Source organism: Zunongwangia sp. SCSIO 43204 (assembly GCF_019904275.1).
Taxonomy (GTDB): domain Bacteria; phylum Bacteroidota; class Bacteroidia; order Flavobacteriales; family Flavobacteriaceae; genus Zunongwangia; species Zunongwangia mangrovi.
Window position 1 is genome coordinate 2,287,524 of record NZ_CP063204.1, and the last position, 18,215, is coordinate 2,305,738.

At 37.5% G+C, this 18,215-nt stretch carries 13 protein-coding genes; 12 read left to right on the top strand and 1 reads right to left on the bottom strand.

Annotated elements, in window-relative coordinates; genetic code table 11:
• Position 1: 1 nt before the first annotated feature.
• Positions 2-1,039, bottom strand: coding sequence for a LacI family DNA-binding transcriptional regulator (locus tag INR75_RS10110; protein WP_092545020.1), 1,038 nt, complete (start codon positions 1,037-1,039; stop codon positions 2-4).
• A gap of 308 nt (positions 1,040-1,347) precedes the next feature.
• On the opposite strand from INR75_RS10110, the gene INR75_RS10115 reads away from it, so the two are divergent.
• From INR75_RS10115 to INR75_RS10170, 12 genes are all read left to right on the top strand, one after another.
• Positions 1,348-2,460, top strand: a complete 1,113-nt coding sequence (locus tag INR75_RS10115) for a glycoside hydrolase family 43 protein (RefSeq protein WP_223091804.1) — start codon at positions 1,348-1,350, stop codon at positions 2,458-2,460.
• A gap of 3 nt (positions 2,461-2,463) precedes the next feature.
• On the top strand, positions 2,464-4,380 hold the full coding sequence (locus tag INR75_RS10120; RefSeq protein WP_223091805.1) for a sialate O-acetylesterase: 1,917 nt from the start codon (positions 2,464-2,466) through the stop codon (positions 4,378-4,380).
• 84 nt (positions 4,381-4,464) lie between these two features.
• Entirely contained in the window at positions 4,465-5,511 is a 1,047-nt protein-coding gene (locus tag INR75_RS10125; RefSeq protein ID WP_223091806.1) for an aldose epimerase family protein, read from the top strand.
• A gap of 28 nt (positions 5,512-5,539) precedes the next feature.
• Positions 5,540-6,790 carry an SGNH/GDSL hydrolase family protein gene (locus tag INR75_RS10130; protein WP_223091807.1) on the top strand — a complete coding sequence of 417 codons (1,251 nt, stop codon included), beginning with the start codon at positions 5,540-5,542 and terminating at the stop codon, positions 6,788-6,790.
• Between the two features lie 53 nt (positions 6,791-6,843).
• A complete protein-coding gene (locus INR75_RS10135; RefSeq protein ID WP_223091808.1) occupies positions 6,844-8,568 on the top strand; it encodes a glycoside hydrolase family 43 protein in 1,725 nt (574 codons plus the stop codon).
• 220 nt (positions 8,569-8,788) lie between these two features.
• Positions 8,789-10,162: an acetylxylan esterase gene (locus tag INR75_RS10140; RefSeq protein ID WP_223091809.1), complete on the top strand. Its 1,374-nt coding sequence runs from the start codon at positions 8,789-8,791 to the stop codon at positions 10,160-10,162.
• 126 nt (positions 10,163-10,288) lie between these two features.
• On the top strand, positions 10,289-11,905 hold the full coding sequence (gene xylE / locus INR75_RS10145) for a D-xylose transporter XylE (protein WP_223091810.1): 1,617 nt from the start codon (positions 10,289-10,291) through the stop codon (positions 11,903-11,905).
• A 173-nt stretch (positions 11,906-12,078) separates the two neighbouring features.
• Positions 12,079-12,420 (top strand): hypothetical protein, encoded by a 342-nt coding sequence (locus INR75_RS10150; protein WP_084842941.1) that lies wholly within the window; start codon positions 12,079-12,081, stop codon positions 12,418-12,420.
• 86 nt (positions 12,421-12,506) lie between these two features.
• Positions 12,507-14,885 carry a TonB-dependent receptor domain-containing protein gene (locus tag INR75_RS10155; RefSeq protein ID WP_223088695.1) on the top strand — a complete coding sequence of 793 codons (2,379 nt, stop codon included), beginning with the start codon at positions 12,507-12,509 and terminating at the stop codon, positions 14,883-14,885.
• Entirely contained in the window at positions 14,882-15,214 is a 333-nt protein-coding gene (locus tag INR75_RS10160) for a hypothetical protein (protein ID WP_223088696.1), read from the top strand. The genes INR75_RS10155 and INR75_RS10160 overlap by 4 nt, the downstream gene beginning before the upstream one ends.
• A gap of 92 nt (positions 15,215-15,306) precedes the next feature.
• Positions 15,307-16,443: a DUF4625 domain-containing protein gene (locus INR75_RS10165; RefSeq protein WP_223088697.1), complete on the top strand. Its 1,137-nt coding sequence runs from the start codon at positions 15,307-15,309 to the stop codon at positions 16,441-16,443.
• Between the two features lie 349 nt (positions 16,444-16,792).
• On the top strand, positions 16,793-18,205 hold the full coding sequence (locus tag INR75_RS10170; RefSeq protein WP_223088698.1) for a rhodanese-like domain-containing protein: 1,413 nt from the start codon (positions 16,793-16,795) through the stop codon (positions 18,203-18,205).
• Positions 18,206-18,215 lie beyond the last annotated feature (10 nt).

An 18,215-nucleotide genomic window follows, 5' to 3' on the forward strand; every position in this document is an offset into this window, starting at 1 on the left:
TTTATTTTTTTCGTAAACTGGAGGCTCTTACTATAACTTCGGTGTCTAAAACAGTGATTTCTGAAACTCCTTGCTCGATCTTTTTATCGGCATGTTCCAGGATTCTTTTAGTAGAAAGTTCACCCATTTTCATCGCAGGATGTGAGATCGAAGAAAGTGCCGGCTCTACGATCGAAGCTATAGGATCGTCATTAAAACCAATTACGGCAAGTTCTTCAGGGATTTTCACTCCCTGTTTTTTAGCCTGCATGATCGCACTCACGGCCGCGGTATCATTAGATGAGAAGATCGCATCGGGTGGATTTTTCATATTCAGCAATTTTGAAGTCGCTTCCTGGCCTTCTTCAAAACTCATGGTATTCATATAAATCAGTAGCTCTTTATCTGGAGTTATACCATGTGCTTTTAACGCATCGATATAACCATTTTTCCGAAGTTTATAAATATTAAGATGTTGTGCTCCCGCAAAATGCGCTATTCGTGTACATCCTTGCTGAATTAAATGCTCGGTAGCCTTATAACCTGCTGAATAATTGTCGATGATCACCCGGTAACTATTAAGATCTGAAGGTACACGGTCTACAAAAACCACAGGAATATCCTGCTCTAAGAATTGCTTAAAATGATCGGCATTTTTAGTTTCCATACTTAATGAAGCTACAATACCACAAACGCGACTATCGTAAAGTGCCTTTGCATTGGCAACTTCATTCTTGTAATTATCGTCAGATTGAGAAATAAGAACGTTGTATCCGGCAGCTCTGGCCGAATTTTCTACACCGCTAATAAGAGAAGAAATAAAAGGCCTGTTAATTCTGGCAATAAGAATTCCTATATTGTTACTTCTGTTATTTCTAAGACTCGCTGCTAAAGAATTTGGCCTGTATCCCAGCTTTTTCGCCGTTTCCTGGATCTGTTTTGTGGTATCCTTTCCAATACTCTTGTGATTTTTAAGTGCTCTGGAAATGGTACTGGGAGAATAATTCAACTCATTGGCAATGTCGTAAATAGTAACAACCTTATTTTTCTTTTTGCTCATCCTTTTTTGGTTCTTTCAGCTTATCAATCAGAAAATATTCTGCGTCCTCATATATTTCTAAATAGGAATCTTGTGAATTCAAGCAAAATACAAATTTTGCTTCAGTTAGGCTCAAACGGTTCAACAAATTTAACCTTTTCCATATTTTACGCAACCGATTGCCTTTATTTTTAGTTTATAACTCATATTAAATAATGTAAAATGTATTAAATTACTGATTATCAGTATAAAAAGTGTTTATAATTTTACGAATACGATTGAGTAATTTTTCCTATATTTATCCTCATAATATAAAACTTTAATCAAAAATGAATAAGCGCTCTTTGTATTCTGGAATGCTAATAGGCTTGATCTTAATGTCTTGTAAAAACGAAGCCGAAAAAGATAAAACAGAAGAAAAGTCTGATGTTTCTGAAACTACTCAAAACGATGTAAGAAAAGTAGAAACTGAGCCTTTAGTGACCAAAGATTTTACGGCAGATCCTTCAGCTCACGTATTTAATGACAAAATATACATTTATCCTAGTCATGATTTTGATTCTGGTGTTCCTGAAGATGATCTTGGGAATCACTTTAATATGAGGGATTATCACGTCTATTCTATGGATAGTGCGGGTGGAGAAGTTACAGATCATGGCGTTGTTTTAGATGTAGATGATGTAGAATGGGCGGCACGCCAAATGTGGGCGCCAGATGCTGCAGAGAAAGACGGTAAATATTACCTGTATTTTCCGGCAAAAGACGAAAACGATATTTTTAGAATTGGTGTGGCCGTTGCAGATACTCCAAAAGGGCCATTTACGCCAATGCCAGATTATATTGAAAATTCTTACAGTATAGATCCTGCGGTTTTCGAGGACACCGATGGTGAATATTATATGTATTTCGGCGGAATTTGGGGTGGACAGTTACAACGCTGGGAAACCGGAAGTTTTGCAGATGAAGATGTATACCCGGCAGATAGTGTAAAAGCAATAGAGCCAAGAATTGCGAAATTGGATAAAAACATGGTCTCTTTTAGTGAAGAGCCTAAGAGAATTCAGCTATTGGATAAAGAGGGGAATAACCTTCTTACCGGTGATAACGATCGTCGTTTCTTTGAAGCTGCCTGGGTGCATAAGATCGATGATACGTATTACCTGTCGTATTCAACAGGAGATACACATAAAATTGTTTACGCTACTTCAGATAATCCTTACGGGCCTTTTACTTATCAGGGTGTGATCTTAGAACCGGTATTAGGTTGGACTAATCACCATTCTATTGTTCAGTTTGAAGGAAAATGGTATCTGTTTTTCCACGATAGTTCACTTTCAAAAGGAAAAACTTATTTAAGAAGTGTAAAAATGACCGAGCTTACTTTTAATGAAGATGGCTCGATACAAACCATAAATGCTGCTGTTCAGGATTCAATAAACTAAGCAATGCGTTTTTTTTATCTGTTACTTTTTTTATTTACTAATACGCTGTTAGCCCAGGTTCGTTTGCCAAAATTGGTGAGTGACGGGATGGTTTTACAGCGTAATAGTAATGTACGTATTTGGGGGTGGGCTTCTGAAGGAGAAGCGGTTGAAATAAAATTTCAGCAAAAAACCTACAAAACCAATGCGAAAGGTAGCAAATGGGAAATTTTTATTGAAGATCCTTCGGTTGGAGGTCCTTATCAAATGGAAATTTCAGGAGAAAATAATATTCAATTGGATTCTCTTTATGTAGGTGATGTTTGGCTATGTTCTGGCCAGTCGAATATGGAACTTCCCATGTCTCGTGTAGCGCCGAAATATCCAGAAGAAATAAAGACAGCCAATAATCCTGAAATTCGATATTTTCAGGTGCCGAAAGAGTACAATATTTCTGAAAAGTTAGATGATCTTTCTCATGGAAAATGGGTTTCAGTTCATTCAAATACTATTGATGATTTTGCAGCTGTACCGTATTTTTTTGCTAAAAATCTTTACGAAAACTATCAAATCCCAATAGGTTTGATCGATGCGAGTCTTGGAGGTTCTCCTGTTGAAGCCTGGATGAGTGAAAAAGCGCTTAAAAATTTTCCTGAAGCTATTGCTGAAGTAAAAAGACTAAAGCCTGAAGGCACGATTGATAGTTTAGAACAACTAGATCAAAACCGAGTTAAAAATTGGTACGCCACAATAAATGCTGAAGATCTTGGTGTAAAAAATGCCTGGAAAACATCGAATATCGATGATAGCGATTGGAAGAGTATCGAAATGCCTGCATTATTAAATGAAAAGGTAAACGGAGTGATTTGGTTTAGAAGGAAATTTGAGGTTAAAAGCCAATTTTCGGGAAAATCGGCTTCACTTTTAATGGGTAGAATGGTCGATGCAGATTCGGTTTTTGTAAACGGAACTTTTGTAGGGAATACCACTTATCAATATCCGCCAAGAAGATATGTAATTCCGTCCAATCTTTTAAAAGCTGGAGAAAATACAATTGCCGTAAAACTTATTAGTGAAAGAGGTAGTGCGGGATTTGTAAAAGATAAAGATTACCAGATCATTTTTGAAAGTGATAGCATCGATCTTGCAGGAACCTGGAAATATAAAGTGGGTAAGGCAGCAAAGGCTTTGCAATCACAAACTTTTTACCGCTGGAAACCAACCGGACTTTATAACGCAATGATACATCCTTTACTGGATTACAACATTAAAGGTGCTATTTGGTATCAGGGAGAATCGAATACAGGCGAGCCTAAAAAATACAACGAGTTATTTCCAACTATGATCGAGAGCTGGAGAGAAAACTGGCGTCAAGATTCGTCAGATTTTCCGTTTCTTTTTGTGCAGCTGGCTAATTTTATGGAAAGTCGGGAATATCCAACAGATTCTAATTGGGCTCGACTTAGAGAAGCGCAAAAAGATGCCTTAAAAATATCGAAAACCGGCATGGCAGTGATCATCGATGTAGGCGAGTGGAATGATATTCATCCTTTAGATAAAAAAACGGTGGGCGATCGCCTGGCAACTTCAGCAAAAAAAGTGGCTTATGGTGAAACTTCAGTAGTTTCTTCCGGGCCATTGTACACTTCTTCAGAATTTAAAGAAGATTCGATCATATTGAATTTTGATCACGTAGGCAGCGGTTTAATAACCAGGAATGATGAAGAATTAAAAGGTTTTGCAATTGCCGGGAGTGATAAAAAATTTGTTTGGGCAAAAGCTAAGATCGAAGGAGATAAAGTGATCGTCTATAGCCCAAAAGTAGATCATCCCGTAGCAGTGCGCTACGCCTGGGCAGATAATCCCCAAAACGCGAATTTATATAACGAAGAAGATTTGCCGGCATCGCCCTTTAGAACTGATGACTGGAAACAAGAATAACCATGAATTTTGCAGTTGGTTACTAAATCTCTGGTTGAGTTTAACCCTACACCCAGCCAGAGATGATCAATCAAAAACATAAAAATGAGTATTGAAACTGAACATAAAATTGAAACCTATTTCCTTGAAAATTCGGGCGGATCTAAGCTGAGTCTTATTAATTATGGCGGCCGAATTACTAATCTTGAAGTTCCGGATAGAAATGGCAAGTTTGGGAATGTGGTATTAAATCTTAGTGATGACGATTACTTAAAGCCAAATCCATTTATCGGGGCTTTAATTGGAAGATACGCTAACCGAATTGCAAATGCCAGTTTTAGGTTGAATGGAGAGACTTTCGAGGTCAATAAAAATGAAGGTAAAAATTGCCTGCATGGCGGTATTGGAGGTTTTGATGCCGTTTTTTGGGACGTGGAACAACTAAGCGAGTCTAAAGTAGTTTTGAGTTATGATAGTCCGCATTTAGAAATGGGATTTCCGGGAAATCTAAAAGTAAAAGTTTATTACGAACTCACTGATGCCAATGAATTAAAGATTACTTATCGGGCGATTTCTGATATGGAAACGATTATTAATCTTACGCAACATTCTTATTTTAATCTTACGGCAGATTTTAATAAAAACATCGAAGATCATGAGGTGTTGATAAATGCCGACTCATTTTTACCAATTTCAGAAACCATCCCAACCGGAGAATTTCGTGCTGTCGAAAATAATGTTTTTGATTTTAGAAAGCCGAAGAAAATTGCAGCAGAAATTAACCAGAATGACCAACAATTAGAAACTGCCGGTGGTTACGATCATTGTTTTATTCTGAATAAAGAAACGAATAAAGAATTAGGTTTTGCGGCAAGCGCTTACGATCCTAAAAGTGGTCGTTTTTTAGAGGTTTTAACTACAGAACCAGGAATGCAATTCTATACCGGTAATTCTTTAGATGGAAATCTTAAAATCCCGAATCAGAAAGGAAATTACGAAAAACGTTCTGGTTTTTGCTTTGAGACACAGCATTTTCCAGATTCTCCAAATCGTCCCGATTTCCCATCCGTGATTTTGCAGGCCGGAGAGGAGTTTTCTTCAGAAACGATTTATAAATTTTCAGTAAAAACTGAAGAAAGTAATAAGATATAACAATTTCAAATTGAAAAAGAGATTTAGAATGTTACAAACATTAAATTATAGAATAGGAATAGGCTTGATCATAGCATCATTTTTAATGTTGCTGGCATCTTGCGGGTCTTCTAATTATACTTCAAAAAACAGCGAAATTCAACAAAAATGGGTGGGGAGTTGGAGTACCGCTCCGCAACTAGTTGAGCCAAGAAATGTGCCACCAGCACCCGGTTTAACAGGAAATACATTACGGCAAATTATTAGTCCGTCTTTAGGCGGAAAAAGCATCCGACTGAAATTCTCTAACGAGTTTAGCGATCGTCCTGTAGAAATGAAAGCTGTAGAAATCGCAATAGTCAGAGAACAACCATTAGTGGATGTTTCAACAGTAAAAACTTTAAAATTCGATGGAAAAGTAGGAGTTAGCATTCCGGCAGGAGAAGCGGTATTTTCGGACGCTTTATCTTTTGAATTTGATCCTAGAACCAAGCTGGCGATTACCATTAAATTTGGTGAAACAGCCGAAAAAATTACCGGGCATCCAGGTTCCAGGACCACTTCGTATTTAGTGCAAGGAAATCAGGAAATTGCAGAAGAAGATTTTACAAAGGCTGTAACCACAGATCATTGGTATGCAATAAATACCCTTGAAGTAATGGCTGCCGAGAATGCTTCGGCAATTGCGATTCTTGGAAATTCGATTACAGATGGCCGTGGCTCTGGAACCAATAAGCAAAATCGCTGGCCAGATATTTTAGCCGAGAGGTTACTTCAGCATTCAGAAACAAAAAACGTAGGAGTGCTAAACATGGGAATCGGTGGAAATGCAGTCTTAAGAGGTGGTTTAGGACCAACAGGATTAAATCGTTTTGATCGTGATATTTTAAGCCAAAGTGGAGTAAAGTTTTTAATTATTATGGAAGGCGTGAATGATCTTGGTGGGACGCCAGATAGTACAGCAGCATTTAATGTGGCTAATGGTTTGATCGAAGCCTATAAAACCATGATCGATAAAGCACACGCTAAAGATATAAAGGTGTATGGTGGTACGATTACACCTATCGAAAAGTCATTTTATTATAAAGATTATAGAGAAGAAGCGCGCCAAAAGGTGAACGATTGGATAAGAAATAGTGGCGCATTCGATGCGGTGATCGATTTTTCGAAATTCCTTGAAAATCCTGATGAGCCTAATGTAATCCATCCAGACCTGCAATCTGGCGACTATTTACATCCTAACGAAAAAGGCTATAAAGTGATGGGCGAATCGATCGATCTTTCACTTTTTACGAAATAAAAAATAGAACGAAAACTAAACAAAATCAGATTATATAATTAATAAGCCTAACAATGAACAGAAAGATATTATTTATTCTGCCATTATTCCTTGCGTTATTTTCCTTTTTAGGAAAAAATGATGGTGAAAACGACGAAACTAAACCTAAAAAAAATGAGCCCGTATTCTCGAAGGTGATTTATAAGGGTAATGACGATGTTTACAAAGAAAACCCTTTAAAAGAAGGAGAGTTTTACAATCCTATTTTACAGGGAACTTACCCAGATCCTGCGATCACCAGAAAGGGAGATGATTATTATATGGTTTGCTCATCCTTTGCGATGTTTCCTGGGGTGCCTATTTTTCATTCAAAAGATTTAGTAAACTGGAAACAAATTGGCCATGTGTTAGAAAGAACGTCTCAGTTAGACGTAACCAATGCCGGGATAAGTAGAGGTGTGTATGCGCCCGGAATAACCTATAACCCAAACAACGATACGTTTTACATGATCACAACGGCAATTACTGCAGGTATGGGAAATATCGTAGTGAAAACAAAAGATCCTATGAAGGGATGGAGCGATCCTATAAAATTAGATTTTGAAGGAATCGATCCTTCCATCTTTTTTGATGATGATGGATCGGCTTATGTGGTACATAACGATGCGCCAGAAGAAGCACTTTACCAGGGACATCGAGTAATTAAAGTTTGGGAATATGATACAGAGAAAGATCAGGTAATTCCTGGTACCGATAAAGTGATCGTAAATGGTGGTGTAGATTTGGCCAAGCAACCTATTTGGATCGAAGCTCCTCATATGTATAAAAAAGATGGAAGTTATTATCTAATGTGTGCTGAAGGTGGTACCGGTGGATGGCATAGTGAGGTGATCTTTAAAAGTGATTCGCCAAAAGGACCATTTATTCCTTCTGGAAATAACCCAATTTTATCACAACGTCATCTAAATACAAATCGTGAAAATAAAGTAGATTGGGCCGGGCATGCCGATTTGGTTAAAGGTCCAGATGATAAGTATTACGGAGTTTTTCTTGCGGTTAGACCCAATGAAGAAAATCGTGTGAATACAGGTAGAGAAACGTTTATTTTACCGGTAGACTGGTCTGGTGAATTTCCTGTTTTTGAAAACGGATTAGTGCCCTTAGAGCCAAAACTAAAAATGCCAGAAGGTGTAGAGAATAAAACCACTGAAGAGGGTTATTTTCCTAACGGAAATTTCACTTACGAAGAAGATTTTAGTGCAGATACTTTAGATTATCGCTGGATAAGCCTTAGAGCGCCTCGTGAGAATTTTATCGAAAAAGATAAAAACGGATTAAAACTTAATCCGCTTGAAACAAATATCAACGAATTAGCGCCAACTTCGACCTTATTCTATCGCCAACAGCATAATAATTTTTCTTTTTCAGCAGAGATGAACTACACTCCAAAATCTGAAAAAGATCTTGCCGGAATTGTTTGTTTACAGAATGAAAACTTCAATTATCTTTTTGGAGTAACCAAAAAGGATAAAGATTACTATTTATTGTTACAACGTACAGAGGATTCAAAAAAGACCATTTTGGCCAGTAAGAAAATAGATTACAAAGGTGATCTGCAATTAAAAGTAGAAGCAGATGGTGATCAATATAAATTCAGTTTTGCAAAAGAGGGCGAAGATTTTACCAATCTTGGCGGAACAGTTTCTGGCGACATTTTGTCTACAGATGTTGCGGGCGGTTTTACCGGTAGTATGATGGGATTATACGCAACTTCTGGAAACAATGCTGTACCCAACTAGATATCAAAAATTAGTATTCGGTTTTAACACACGCCGAATACTAATTTCAATATAAGATTTACAAATTTCCTAAAAAATAAAAACAAGCCCTTGGTTTCGAGGTTTTTATTGGTACCGCCAAAGGCTATAATATCCAGAAGCTCGCCATGAAATGAAAAATTTATCTCCAACAAATGCCTTGTGGGCTTGCCCGAGGTATTTTACTCAGAATTTACAAATTATGAGAAACATAAGATCGATATTCGATGTTTTCGCAGTCCTTTTTTTGCTGCTAAGTTTTTCTGCAGAAGCACAAGATTACAAAGCATACCAGGATAGTATCAATAAATTGAACTATCAAAACTTTATTCAAATGAAAAAGCAGTTGGGAATTACTGCTGAAAACAGGCCGGGACCTTCTGGGAATCCAGCTTCAGAAAATTCGGCTAATTTCGACGAAAGTAAAGTGAAATCTTACGATCTCCCTGAAGTATTGGTGAGTAATAACGGAAAGAAGATCACTACTGCTGAAGACTGGTGGGAAATTCGCAGACCAGAAATTGTGGAAGATTTTGAAACTTCAGTCTATGGTCGCCTACCAGAAAATATTCCCTCAGTAACATGGAATATTGTTTCAGAAAAGGATACAACCCTATATTCTTATCCTGTAACCGAAATTCTTTTAGAAGGTGTTGTTGATAATTCGGCTTATCCAGAGATCGAGGTGAAAATCGAACTTTTGGTCGGGATTCCTAAAAGAGCAAAAGAAGCTGTGCCTATGGTGATGGAATTTGGATTTATAAATTCACCCTTTGAAAGAAGTGCAAGCGAACCGGGTAGCTATTTTGCTTCGGCTTACGAGCCAAAGTGGAAGCAACAGGTATTATCACAAAATATAGGTTACGCGATTTTAGTTCCTAATAGTATCCAGGCAGATAATGGTGCAGGATTAACTTCAGGAATTATCGGTTTGTTAAATCATGGGAAACCCAGAAAGCCCGAGCAATGGGGAGCATTAAGAGCCTGGGGCTGGGGAGCAAGTCGAGCAATGGATTATTTTGAAACCAATCCTAAGATCGATGAAAACCGAATTGCAGTAGAAGGCGTTTCAAGATACGGGAAAGCAGCCATCGTAAGCATGGCTTTTGATGATCGAATTTCTCTAGGATTTTTTGGCTCTGCTGGAGCAGGCGGAACTTCTTTACTGCGAAGAAATTTTGGCGAACAGATAGAAAACCTAGCGAGTTCTGGTGAATATCACTGGTTTTGCGGAAATTTCATAAAATATGCCTCAGCGTTAGAAACTGAAGATTTACCGGTAGATGCCCATCAATTAGTTGCTTTATGCGCACCGAGACCTGTTTTTATTAGTTCTGGTTCTCATTTAGTTGAAGGGCAGTGGGTAGATGCCAAAGGAATGTTCTTAGCTGGAGTTCATGCGACACCGGTCTATGAACTGTTGGGAAAAAGCGGATTAGAAACTTCAGAATTTCCAAAATTAGGAACCGCAATGGCCGATGGTGAAATCGCTTTTAGACAGCATGCCGGTGGTCATAGCACAGGGCCAAACTGGAGTACCTGGATTGCCTGGGCAAGCAAATTTTGGAACTTTTGAGGCTCTAATTTTAAGGCTATAGATAATTTTAGGCTTTTAAAATTATTAACTGGTAAAAAACCGATGTATTTATTGAAAAATATATAAAATTAGATTATACTTGTAGTCTTAATAACTATTAGTGGAATGGAAAACAAAAACTCTTTCAACAATAAGCTTATCATCCTAATCACACTTGTAGCAAGCCTGGGAGGTTTGCTATTTGGTTATGATACCGCTGTGATCTCTGGAGCAGTAGGGGCGATGAACTCCTTTTTTATAAATCCGCTCGATAACGATAACGTTTTAGCTTCCGGAGCAATTATAGAATTTAAAGGTATCATTAGCATCGTATCAATTGGTGTGCTGATACTATTTGGATATTTCTTGTTCAAGTTTTTTAAGAAAATAACCTCTATAGCCATAATCGTCATATTCCTTTTGATCGCTATCCCGTTATTCAAAATGTATTTCTTAGATCTTCCCGATGTTTTAACCGAGAACCTTAGAAATTCTATTTTAGGTTTTATGACGAGTAGTGCTCTGGTTGGGTGTATTTTAGGTGCATCTTTTGGAGATTTTATAGCAAACTCGGTAGGACGTAGAAACGGATTAGTGATTGCTGCTATTCTATTTTTAATCTCCGCTTTAGGATCTGGATACCCAGAGGCTTTTAATGTATTTGGGATCCAAACGCTTTCTTCTTTCATTATTTATAGAATTATTGGAGGAATGGGCGTAGGGATCGCGAGTATGTTGGCACCGCTTTATATTGCTGAAATGGCGCCGGCTAATATTCGTGGAAAAATGGTTTCTTTTAATCAGCTGGCTATTGTAACAGGTATGTTGGTAGTGTATTTTGTGAATTACTTTATTGTGCAGGGACAATCTGATGACTGGATTACAGAATCGGGTTGGCGATATATGTTTTTATCTGAAGTAATTCCTGCTTTCTTATTCTTTGTGCTTTTACTTTTTATGCCGAAGACTCCGCGTTTTGAGGTGATGAAAGGAAATGAGGAAAAAGCCAAGACGATATTAGATAAATTGAATGTAAAATCTTCTTCAGATAGAATTCTGTCTGAAATCAAAAATTCGTTCAAAACTAAGAAAGCGCACTGGTTATTTTACGGGTGGCCGGTGATCATCGTAGGATTATTGCTTTCTGTTTTTCAGCAATTCGTAGGGATTAATGTGGTTTTATATTACGCTCCAGAAATCTTTAAAGGAATGGGTGTAGATACCAATGCTTCGATGTTGCAAACTATTATTGTTGGGGCTATAAATATGATCTTTACGGTAATTGCGATTATGACGGTAGATAATTTTGGTCGAAAAAAGCTTTTATTAATTGGTAGTGTAGTGATGGGAATTAGCATGATAGGTTTAGGATTCTCGCTATTTTCTGGAGCTGTTGGATTTACCTCACTATTACTAATGTTGGTTTATATTGCTGCTTTTGCAGTTTCCTGGGGACCGGTTACCTGGGTATTACTTTCAGAAATATTTCCAAATTCGATAAAAGGAGTAATGGCTGTTGCCGTTGCAGTGCAGTGGTTAGCCAATCTTTTAATTTCGTGGACCTTCCCAATTATGAATAATAATCCTTTCCTGGTAGATACTTTTAATCATGGATTCTCTTACTGGGTTTATGGTGCTTTTGCAGTAATTTCAGCAGTATTTGTATGGAAATTTGTTCCAGAAACCAAAGGAAGATCTCTGGAAGATATGGAGCAGCTTTGGCTTAAAAAAGAACAGGAATAAAAATGATACTCTTCTAAAAAAAGTATCTAAAAATATACAATATTGATATTCAGGATAGTTTGGTTTTAAAACTAAGCTATCCTGATTTTTTTTGTTCAAACTCGATAAAACGATTTATTATTTTCTAAAGAAATAGCTTGCAAGCGCATAAATAGTTGCTACATTTGCGTTCAATGAAAAAAATAACCGGATATACAGCTATTCTTACTGCGCTCTTAATTGCATTTGCGCTAGTATATCCTTATGTTCATATTTTTGAACATGGTTTTTCTCAGGATTCAATGTCAAAAGACCACACGCACATCGTGCAAATGGATAAGAATATCGTAAAATCTGGTATGGATTGTAAAATTTGCGATTTCCATTTTTCTGGCTTTGATTCACCAGAGTTTTTTACGTTCGATCTTTTTATCCCGAATAAAGAATCTGTTTATTCACTTTCACTATCGCAAACTATCTGGGACTGCCCAGATCCTTATTTTTCTTTACGGGCTCCACCAGCCATCCGTGCTTAATTAGTGTTTTTTAACGCCTTAAAAACCCATTATTGATCTTTGTAGGTTTTAGGCAATGTTACATTTTTTATTTACGGATTCGTTTTATGAAATTCTTTTGGATAGGTTTATGCTTATCCCTGTTAACTTTCAATTCTTTTGCTCAGGATTCTAATTTTGAGCTTTCAGGAACAGTTACTTCTCAAACAGGGGATGCTTTAGATGGTGCTTATATTAAAATTGGAGATCAATACTTTTGGACTTCAGAAGATGGTTTTTATTCAGCAAAATTAGCTGAAGGAACCTACCAAATCGAAGTCTCCATCATTGGATTTACGTCTTTAGATACGATAATTCAGCTTCATCAAAATCGGAAATTTGACTTTATTTTAGAGCAGTCTGTAAATGGCTTGGATGAGGTGATGTTAGAAGGACATCAGCATAAAAAAACGAGTCAGCAGGTCTTATATGTCGATAATGAGTATTTACAGGATCAATTTTCGGGTTCTCTGGCATCGAGTCTTGAAAAGTTACCTGGATTCAACGCAATGCAAATTGGCTCTGGAGCGTCAAAACCAATAATTCGGGGGCTTGGGCTTAATCGTGTTGCTGTTACAGAAAATGGCGTAAAACAGGAAGGGCAGCAATGGGGCGCAGATCATGGCTTAGAGATCGATGCGCTTCAGGTTGAAGATCTGGAAATAATCAAAGGAGTAGGTTCAATTGCTTATGGAAGCGATGCGCTAGGAGGCGTGGTTCGTATAAAGAATAATAAAGTGCCTGAAGATGGTTTATCGGGTAGCGTTTATACTTTCGCTAAGAGTGTGAATAATAGTTTGGGAGGTTCTGCACAAATCGCTTATAAAAAAAATGATTGGTTTGTAAAAGGAAAATTAACCGGACTAACATTTGGGGATTATAATTTACCCACAGACCAGATCTCGTATTTAAATTTTGATATTCCCATTTACGACAAGCAATTGAAGAATACCGCGGGGAAAGAACTCGATTGGTACACGCAGGTGGGAGTGGTTAAAGATCGATTTTCGTCTACTTTAAGTGTGAGTAATGTGTATCAAAAATCTGGATTTTTCCCAGGTTCGCACGGAATTCCAGATATAAGTAGAGTACAACCAGACGGTGATACCAGAAATATCGAAGAGCCTTTTCAGCGTGCTACGCATTTTAAAGTAATTAGTAATTCGAACTTTGTTTTTGAAAATGGAGAATTAGATGTAGATCTTTCTTTTCAAAAAAATCATCGCCAGGAATGGAGTTTATTCCACACGCATTACGCCGGGCAGCAGCCACCAGAAGTAAACCCGAATTTAGAATTGGATTTTGATCTGGATACTTACGGTGCAAAGACCACTTATCATCACGATTTTGATAAAAGGAATGAGACTCAGATTGGGATAGATGCACAATGGAAAAATAACGAAATAGAAGGATTCAACTTTCTGTTACCAGAATATCACTCGGCTAATTACGCGATTTTCGCTATTCACGAGTTCGAATCTTCTAAGCAGAATTTATGGACTTTAGGTCTTCGTTTCGATTATGGAAAGATCGATATGGAAGGCTATTACGATCCCAATTTGTATGAATTTTTAATCGGAAATAATCAATCTGAAGAAACAGCAACCGCTTACGCACAGCGAAGCCAGGATCTGAACCGTGATTTTACAAGTTTTAATGCACGTGTAGGTTGGGATCATCAGTTTAACGAGCAATTTAGCAGTAAAGTTAATTTAGGAACGGCTTTTCGTTTACCAACAGCGATAGAACTTGGTGCAAACGGAATTCATCATGGATCTTTCAGGCACGAGCAGGGCGATCCTAACCTGGATCCCGAGCAGGGTTTTATGGCCGATGTAAGTTTAAATTATGCTGAAAATTCATGGAATATCAACCTGAGTCCGTATGCTTATTTTTTCAGTAATTATATTTTTTTACGTCCCAGCGGAACTTTTTCGTTACTGCCACATTCCGGGCAATTATATAGTTATACCGAATCTGAAGCTTTACTTACCGGTTTAGAACTTAAGATCGATAAAGAAATTGGTCGTTGGCATTTTGGTGTAGCAGGCGAATATTTATACAATCAGCAGCTAACTTCCAGCAGGTCGCGCAATTATCCGTTACCGTTTACGCCAGCAAATAATGTGTTTACTGAAGTTGGTTACCAGGTTTTCACAGATTCTAAAGTTCTGAAAGCTTCAGAAGTAAGTATTAATAATAGATCTGTGATGAAGCAAGATCGAATTGCCCAGGGCGAAGATATTACGCCGGGCTATTCGCTTTGGGGAATGGGTTTTCAAACTAAGCTAAAATTCGATGATTTTAAGGCCAATATTAACTTCAGAATAGATAATCTTTTCAATACAAAGTATTTTAACCATACCAGTTTTTATCGCCGATTGCAAATTCCCGAGATGGGAAGAAATATTCAGCTGAGTATTAAAATTCCATTTGGACAGTCATGAAAAATTGGTGGTTAAAACATATTAGTCGGTTTTTACTGGTTTTACTTCCGGTTGGCCCAATTTTATGGTCGGCGCATATAATCCTTAATGAGCATGCCAATTCTTTTGAGCAAAATGAGCTTAGTTTTCAGAAGATAGCATCACCACATACCTGTTCTCATTTTTTACATGGGGAATATCGCGGGATACTTCCGAAGGAAAATTATAAAGAAGAACTTCCATTAATAATCGTAGTTAAAAATGCCTTTTCTGAGGTTAGGATTAGCCAAAAAACTTTTCATCAGTTAAGGTTTTTCGTTAGGGGACCACCCGTTTTCGATTTAGCTTAAGACAAATACTTTTTACAAAATTCAAAATAACATAGCCTTAAAGGTTTTCTCCTTTTTGGACGATAAATAATATAAAAATCTCAAATTTTAAGATGAAAAATTTTTCAATAAAACTTATAGCACTTTTTACACTTACATTTTTTGCTGCCTGTAGCAGTGACGACGATGAAATCCTGGATAGTGAACGTCCTGAAATTACAGTAAACGATCCTGTAGAAGGAGAAGCTTTTGAAGTAGGTGGTGAGTTGCATTTTGATGTAAACTTTAGCGATAACGATGCGTTATCTTCTTACAGAGTTGATATTCATAATAATTTTGACGGGCATACACATTCTGGCGTTTTAAATAGTACTGTTTCTTTTGATCCTGTAATGCAGGCAACTTCATTAAGTCCTTGGTCTTTTAATCAGACTTTTAATATTGAAGGAGCACCACAAACCTACCATGCACACGAACATATCGAAATTCCAGACGATATTGCAGAGGGACCATACCATTTAGGGATTACCGTGATCGATGTTTCAGGAAACGAAAATCAGGTGTATGTAGAAGTGATCATTGGAGAAGATCACACCGGTGAAGAACACGGAATTACGATTACAGATATCCATAGTGAAGATGCTGTTAGAGGTGGAGAATTTCATGCAGAAGCACAAATAGCTGCAGATCACGAAATAGGTTCGGTTTCAGTAAGTATTCACGGTCACGATCTAGAACCAGCTGAAGGGGAGATCGAATGGACTTTCGGTGAAACTTATGATGATTATTCAGGGACTTCAGCTGAATTTCATGAGCATATCGACGTGCCTGCAAATGCAGCTTTAGGAGAATATCATATTACGATCACTGTTATTGATGCTGAAGGTAACTCCTATTCTGAAGGTTCTCACTTTCATGTAACCGATGAAGACAACGATGCTGAAGCGATAACAATTTCAGAAATAACTGTAGACGAAAATGTAGCTGCCGGAGAAGAAATGCATGTAGATGCTGAAATCGCAGGTGAACACGGAATCGAAAATGTAGAAATTCATATCCATTCTGAAGATGGAGAAGGTTGGGAATTTGAGCAATCTTACACTTACGAAGATGAAACTGCTATCGATTTCCATGAGCATTTTGATGTACCAGCAGATGCCGCATCAGGAGAATATCACCTGTCTTTAGAAGTAACAGATCACGATGGTAATGTTGCCAGTGCAGATGCACATTTCAATATTACTGAATAATTAGTTAAGCTGATTTTTAGTTAGTTTTACGATCGATAAAGCAATACATGCTTGGTTTTACAGGCTTTATCGATTATTACGCTTAACTGTAAAAAGGAGATTCTTCGGGATCTCCTTTTCTATTTTGGATAAAATCTGACTTAATTTTTATTCGCACCGCCAAAGGGTGTAATACCCCGAGGCTTGTCTCGAAATTAAAATTTTGTTTCCTACTAATGCCTCGAGGGCTTGCTCCAAGATAGTTTGCTAAAAATGGGAATTGTAACAAGAGTTACCGTCTAAATATTATTGTTCTATTATTTTTACACTCAGAAACAAACAAAATCACTTCATATTAAATTTAGAAATTATGAAAGTAGAACAAATATATACCGGTTGTCTTGCCCATGCGGCTTATTATATCGAAAGTAAAGGTGAAGCAGCCATTTTTGATCCATTAAGAGAAGTTAATCCATATATCCAGAAAGCAGAAAATGATAATGCGAAAATTAAATACGTCTTTGAAACGCATTTTCATGCCGATTTTGTTAGCGGTCATTTAGATCTACAAAAAAAGACCGGCGCGCAAATCGTTTTTGGGCCAAATGCTAAACCAAATTACGAGACTATCCTTGCTGAAGATGGCCAGATCTTCGAGATTGGTGATTATAAAGTAAAAGTCTTGCATACTCCCGGGCATACAATGGAAAGTACTACTTATTTGCTAATCGATGATAAAGGGAAAGAGCATGGAATCATCACTGGTGATACTTTATTTATCGGAGATGTGGGAAGACCAGATCTAGCACAGCATGTAGTTTCAGATCTAACAGAAGAAAAACTTGCCGGACATTTGTTTGAATCGCTTCGTAATAAAATTATGCCTTTAAGTGATAATTTAATTGTGTATCCTAATCATGGAGCAGGATCTGCTTGTGGTAAAAAAATGAGTAAAGAAACTACTGATACGCTGGGCAATCAGAAAAAGACAAACTATGCGCTAAGAGCAGATATGACCAAAGAAGAGTTTGTAAAAGAACTTTTAACCGGTTTAACTGCCCCACCAAAATACTTTCCGCAGAACGTATTATTGAATATTGGCGGATATAAAAGTTTTGATAAAGTAATGAAACAGGCGGCACGAGCTTTAAGTCCGGAAGAATTTGAAGTAGTCGCTAACGAAGAAGGCGCTCTTGTTCTAGATACAAGAAGTGCTGATGAGTATGCAAAATCTCATATTCCAAATAGTATAAATATAGGATTACAGGGAAGTTTTGCGCCTTGGGTAGGAGAGATGATTCCAGATCTTGAAATGCCTATTTTACTGGTTACTGAAGATGGAAAAGAAGAAGAAGCCATTACAAGGTTAAGCCGTGTAGGTTACGATAATACTCAGGGTTATTTAGCAGATGGTTTGAAAAGCTGGGAAGCGGCAGGCAATGAGATTGATGCTGTAAATAGAATTACTGCGGAAGAGCTTCAGCAAAAAATGAAGGGAGATCTTGTGATTATCGATGTGCGTAAGAAAAGTGAATTCGAGTCTGAGCATGTTGAAGGTGCAGTAAATATTCCGCTAAATCAAATTAATCAGCATTTAGAAAAGTTTCCTAAGGAACAGGAATTTGTACTGCATTGTGCCGGTGGTTATCGAAGCATGATCGCTGCCTCGATTTTACAGCAGCGCGGTTGGTCACAACTAACAGATGTTATCGATGGCTTTAAGGCGATAAAGGAAACTAAAATTCCGGTTACAGCATACGTTTGTCCTAGTACGCTGTTATAAAATTAGGATT

Bases quoted from the DNA above. Each gene is read 5' to 3' on its own strand.
- INR75_RS10110 (WP_092545020.1), bottom strand. From the start codon at position 1,039: ATGAGCAAAAAGAAAAATAAGGTTGTTACTATTTACGACATTGCCAAT.
- INR75_RS10115 (WP_223091804.1), top strand. From the start codon at position 1,348: ATGAATAAGCGCTCTTTGTATTCTGGAATGCTAATAGGCTTGATCTTA.
- INR75_RS10120 (WP_223091805.1), top strand. From the start codon at position 2,464: ATGCGTTTTTTTTATCTGTTACTTTTTTTATTTACTAATACGCTGTTA.
- INR75_RS10125 (WP_223091806.1), top strand. From the start codon at position 4,465: ATGAGTATTGAAACTGAACATAAAATTGAAACCTATTTCCTTGAAAAT.
- INR75_RS10130 (WP_223091807.1), top strand. From the start codon at position 5,540: ATGTTACAAACATTAAATTATAGAATAGGAATAGGCTTGATCATAGCA.
- INR75_RS10135 (WP_223091808.1), top strand. From the start codon at position 6,844: ATGAACAGAAAGATATTATTTATTCTGCCATTATTCCTTGCGTTATTT.
- INR75_RS10140 (WP_223091809.1), top strand. From the start codon at position 8,789: ATGAGAAACATAAGATCGATATTCGATGTTTTCGCAGTCCTTTTTTTG.
- xylE (WP_223091810.1), top strand. From the start codon at position 10,289: ATGGAAAACAAAAACTCTTTCAACAATAAGCTTATCATCCTAATCACA.
- INR75_RS10150 (WP_084842941.1), top strand. From the start codon at position 12,079: ATGAAAAAAATAACCGGATATACAGCTATTCTTACTGCGCTCTTAATT.
- INR75_RS10155 (WP_223088695.1), top strand. From the start codon at position 12,507: ATGAAATTCTTTTGGATAGGTTTATGCTTATCCCTGTTAACTTTCAAT.
- INR75_RS10160 (WP_223088696.1), top strand. From the start codon at position 14,882: ATGAAAAATTGGTGGTTAAAACATATTAGTCGGTTTTTACTGGTTTTA.
- INR75_RS10165 (WP_223088697.1), top strand. From the start codon at position 15,307: ATGAAAAATTTTTCAATAAAACTTATAGCACTTTTTACACTTACATTT.
- INR75_RS10170 (WP_223088698.1), top strand. From the start codon at position 16,793: ATGAAAGTAGAACAAATATATACCGGTTGTCTTGCCCATGCGGCTTAT.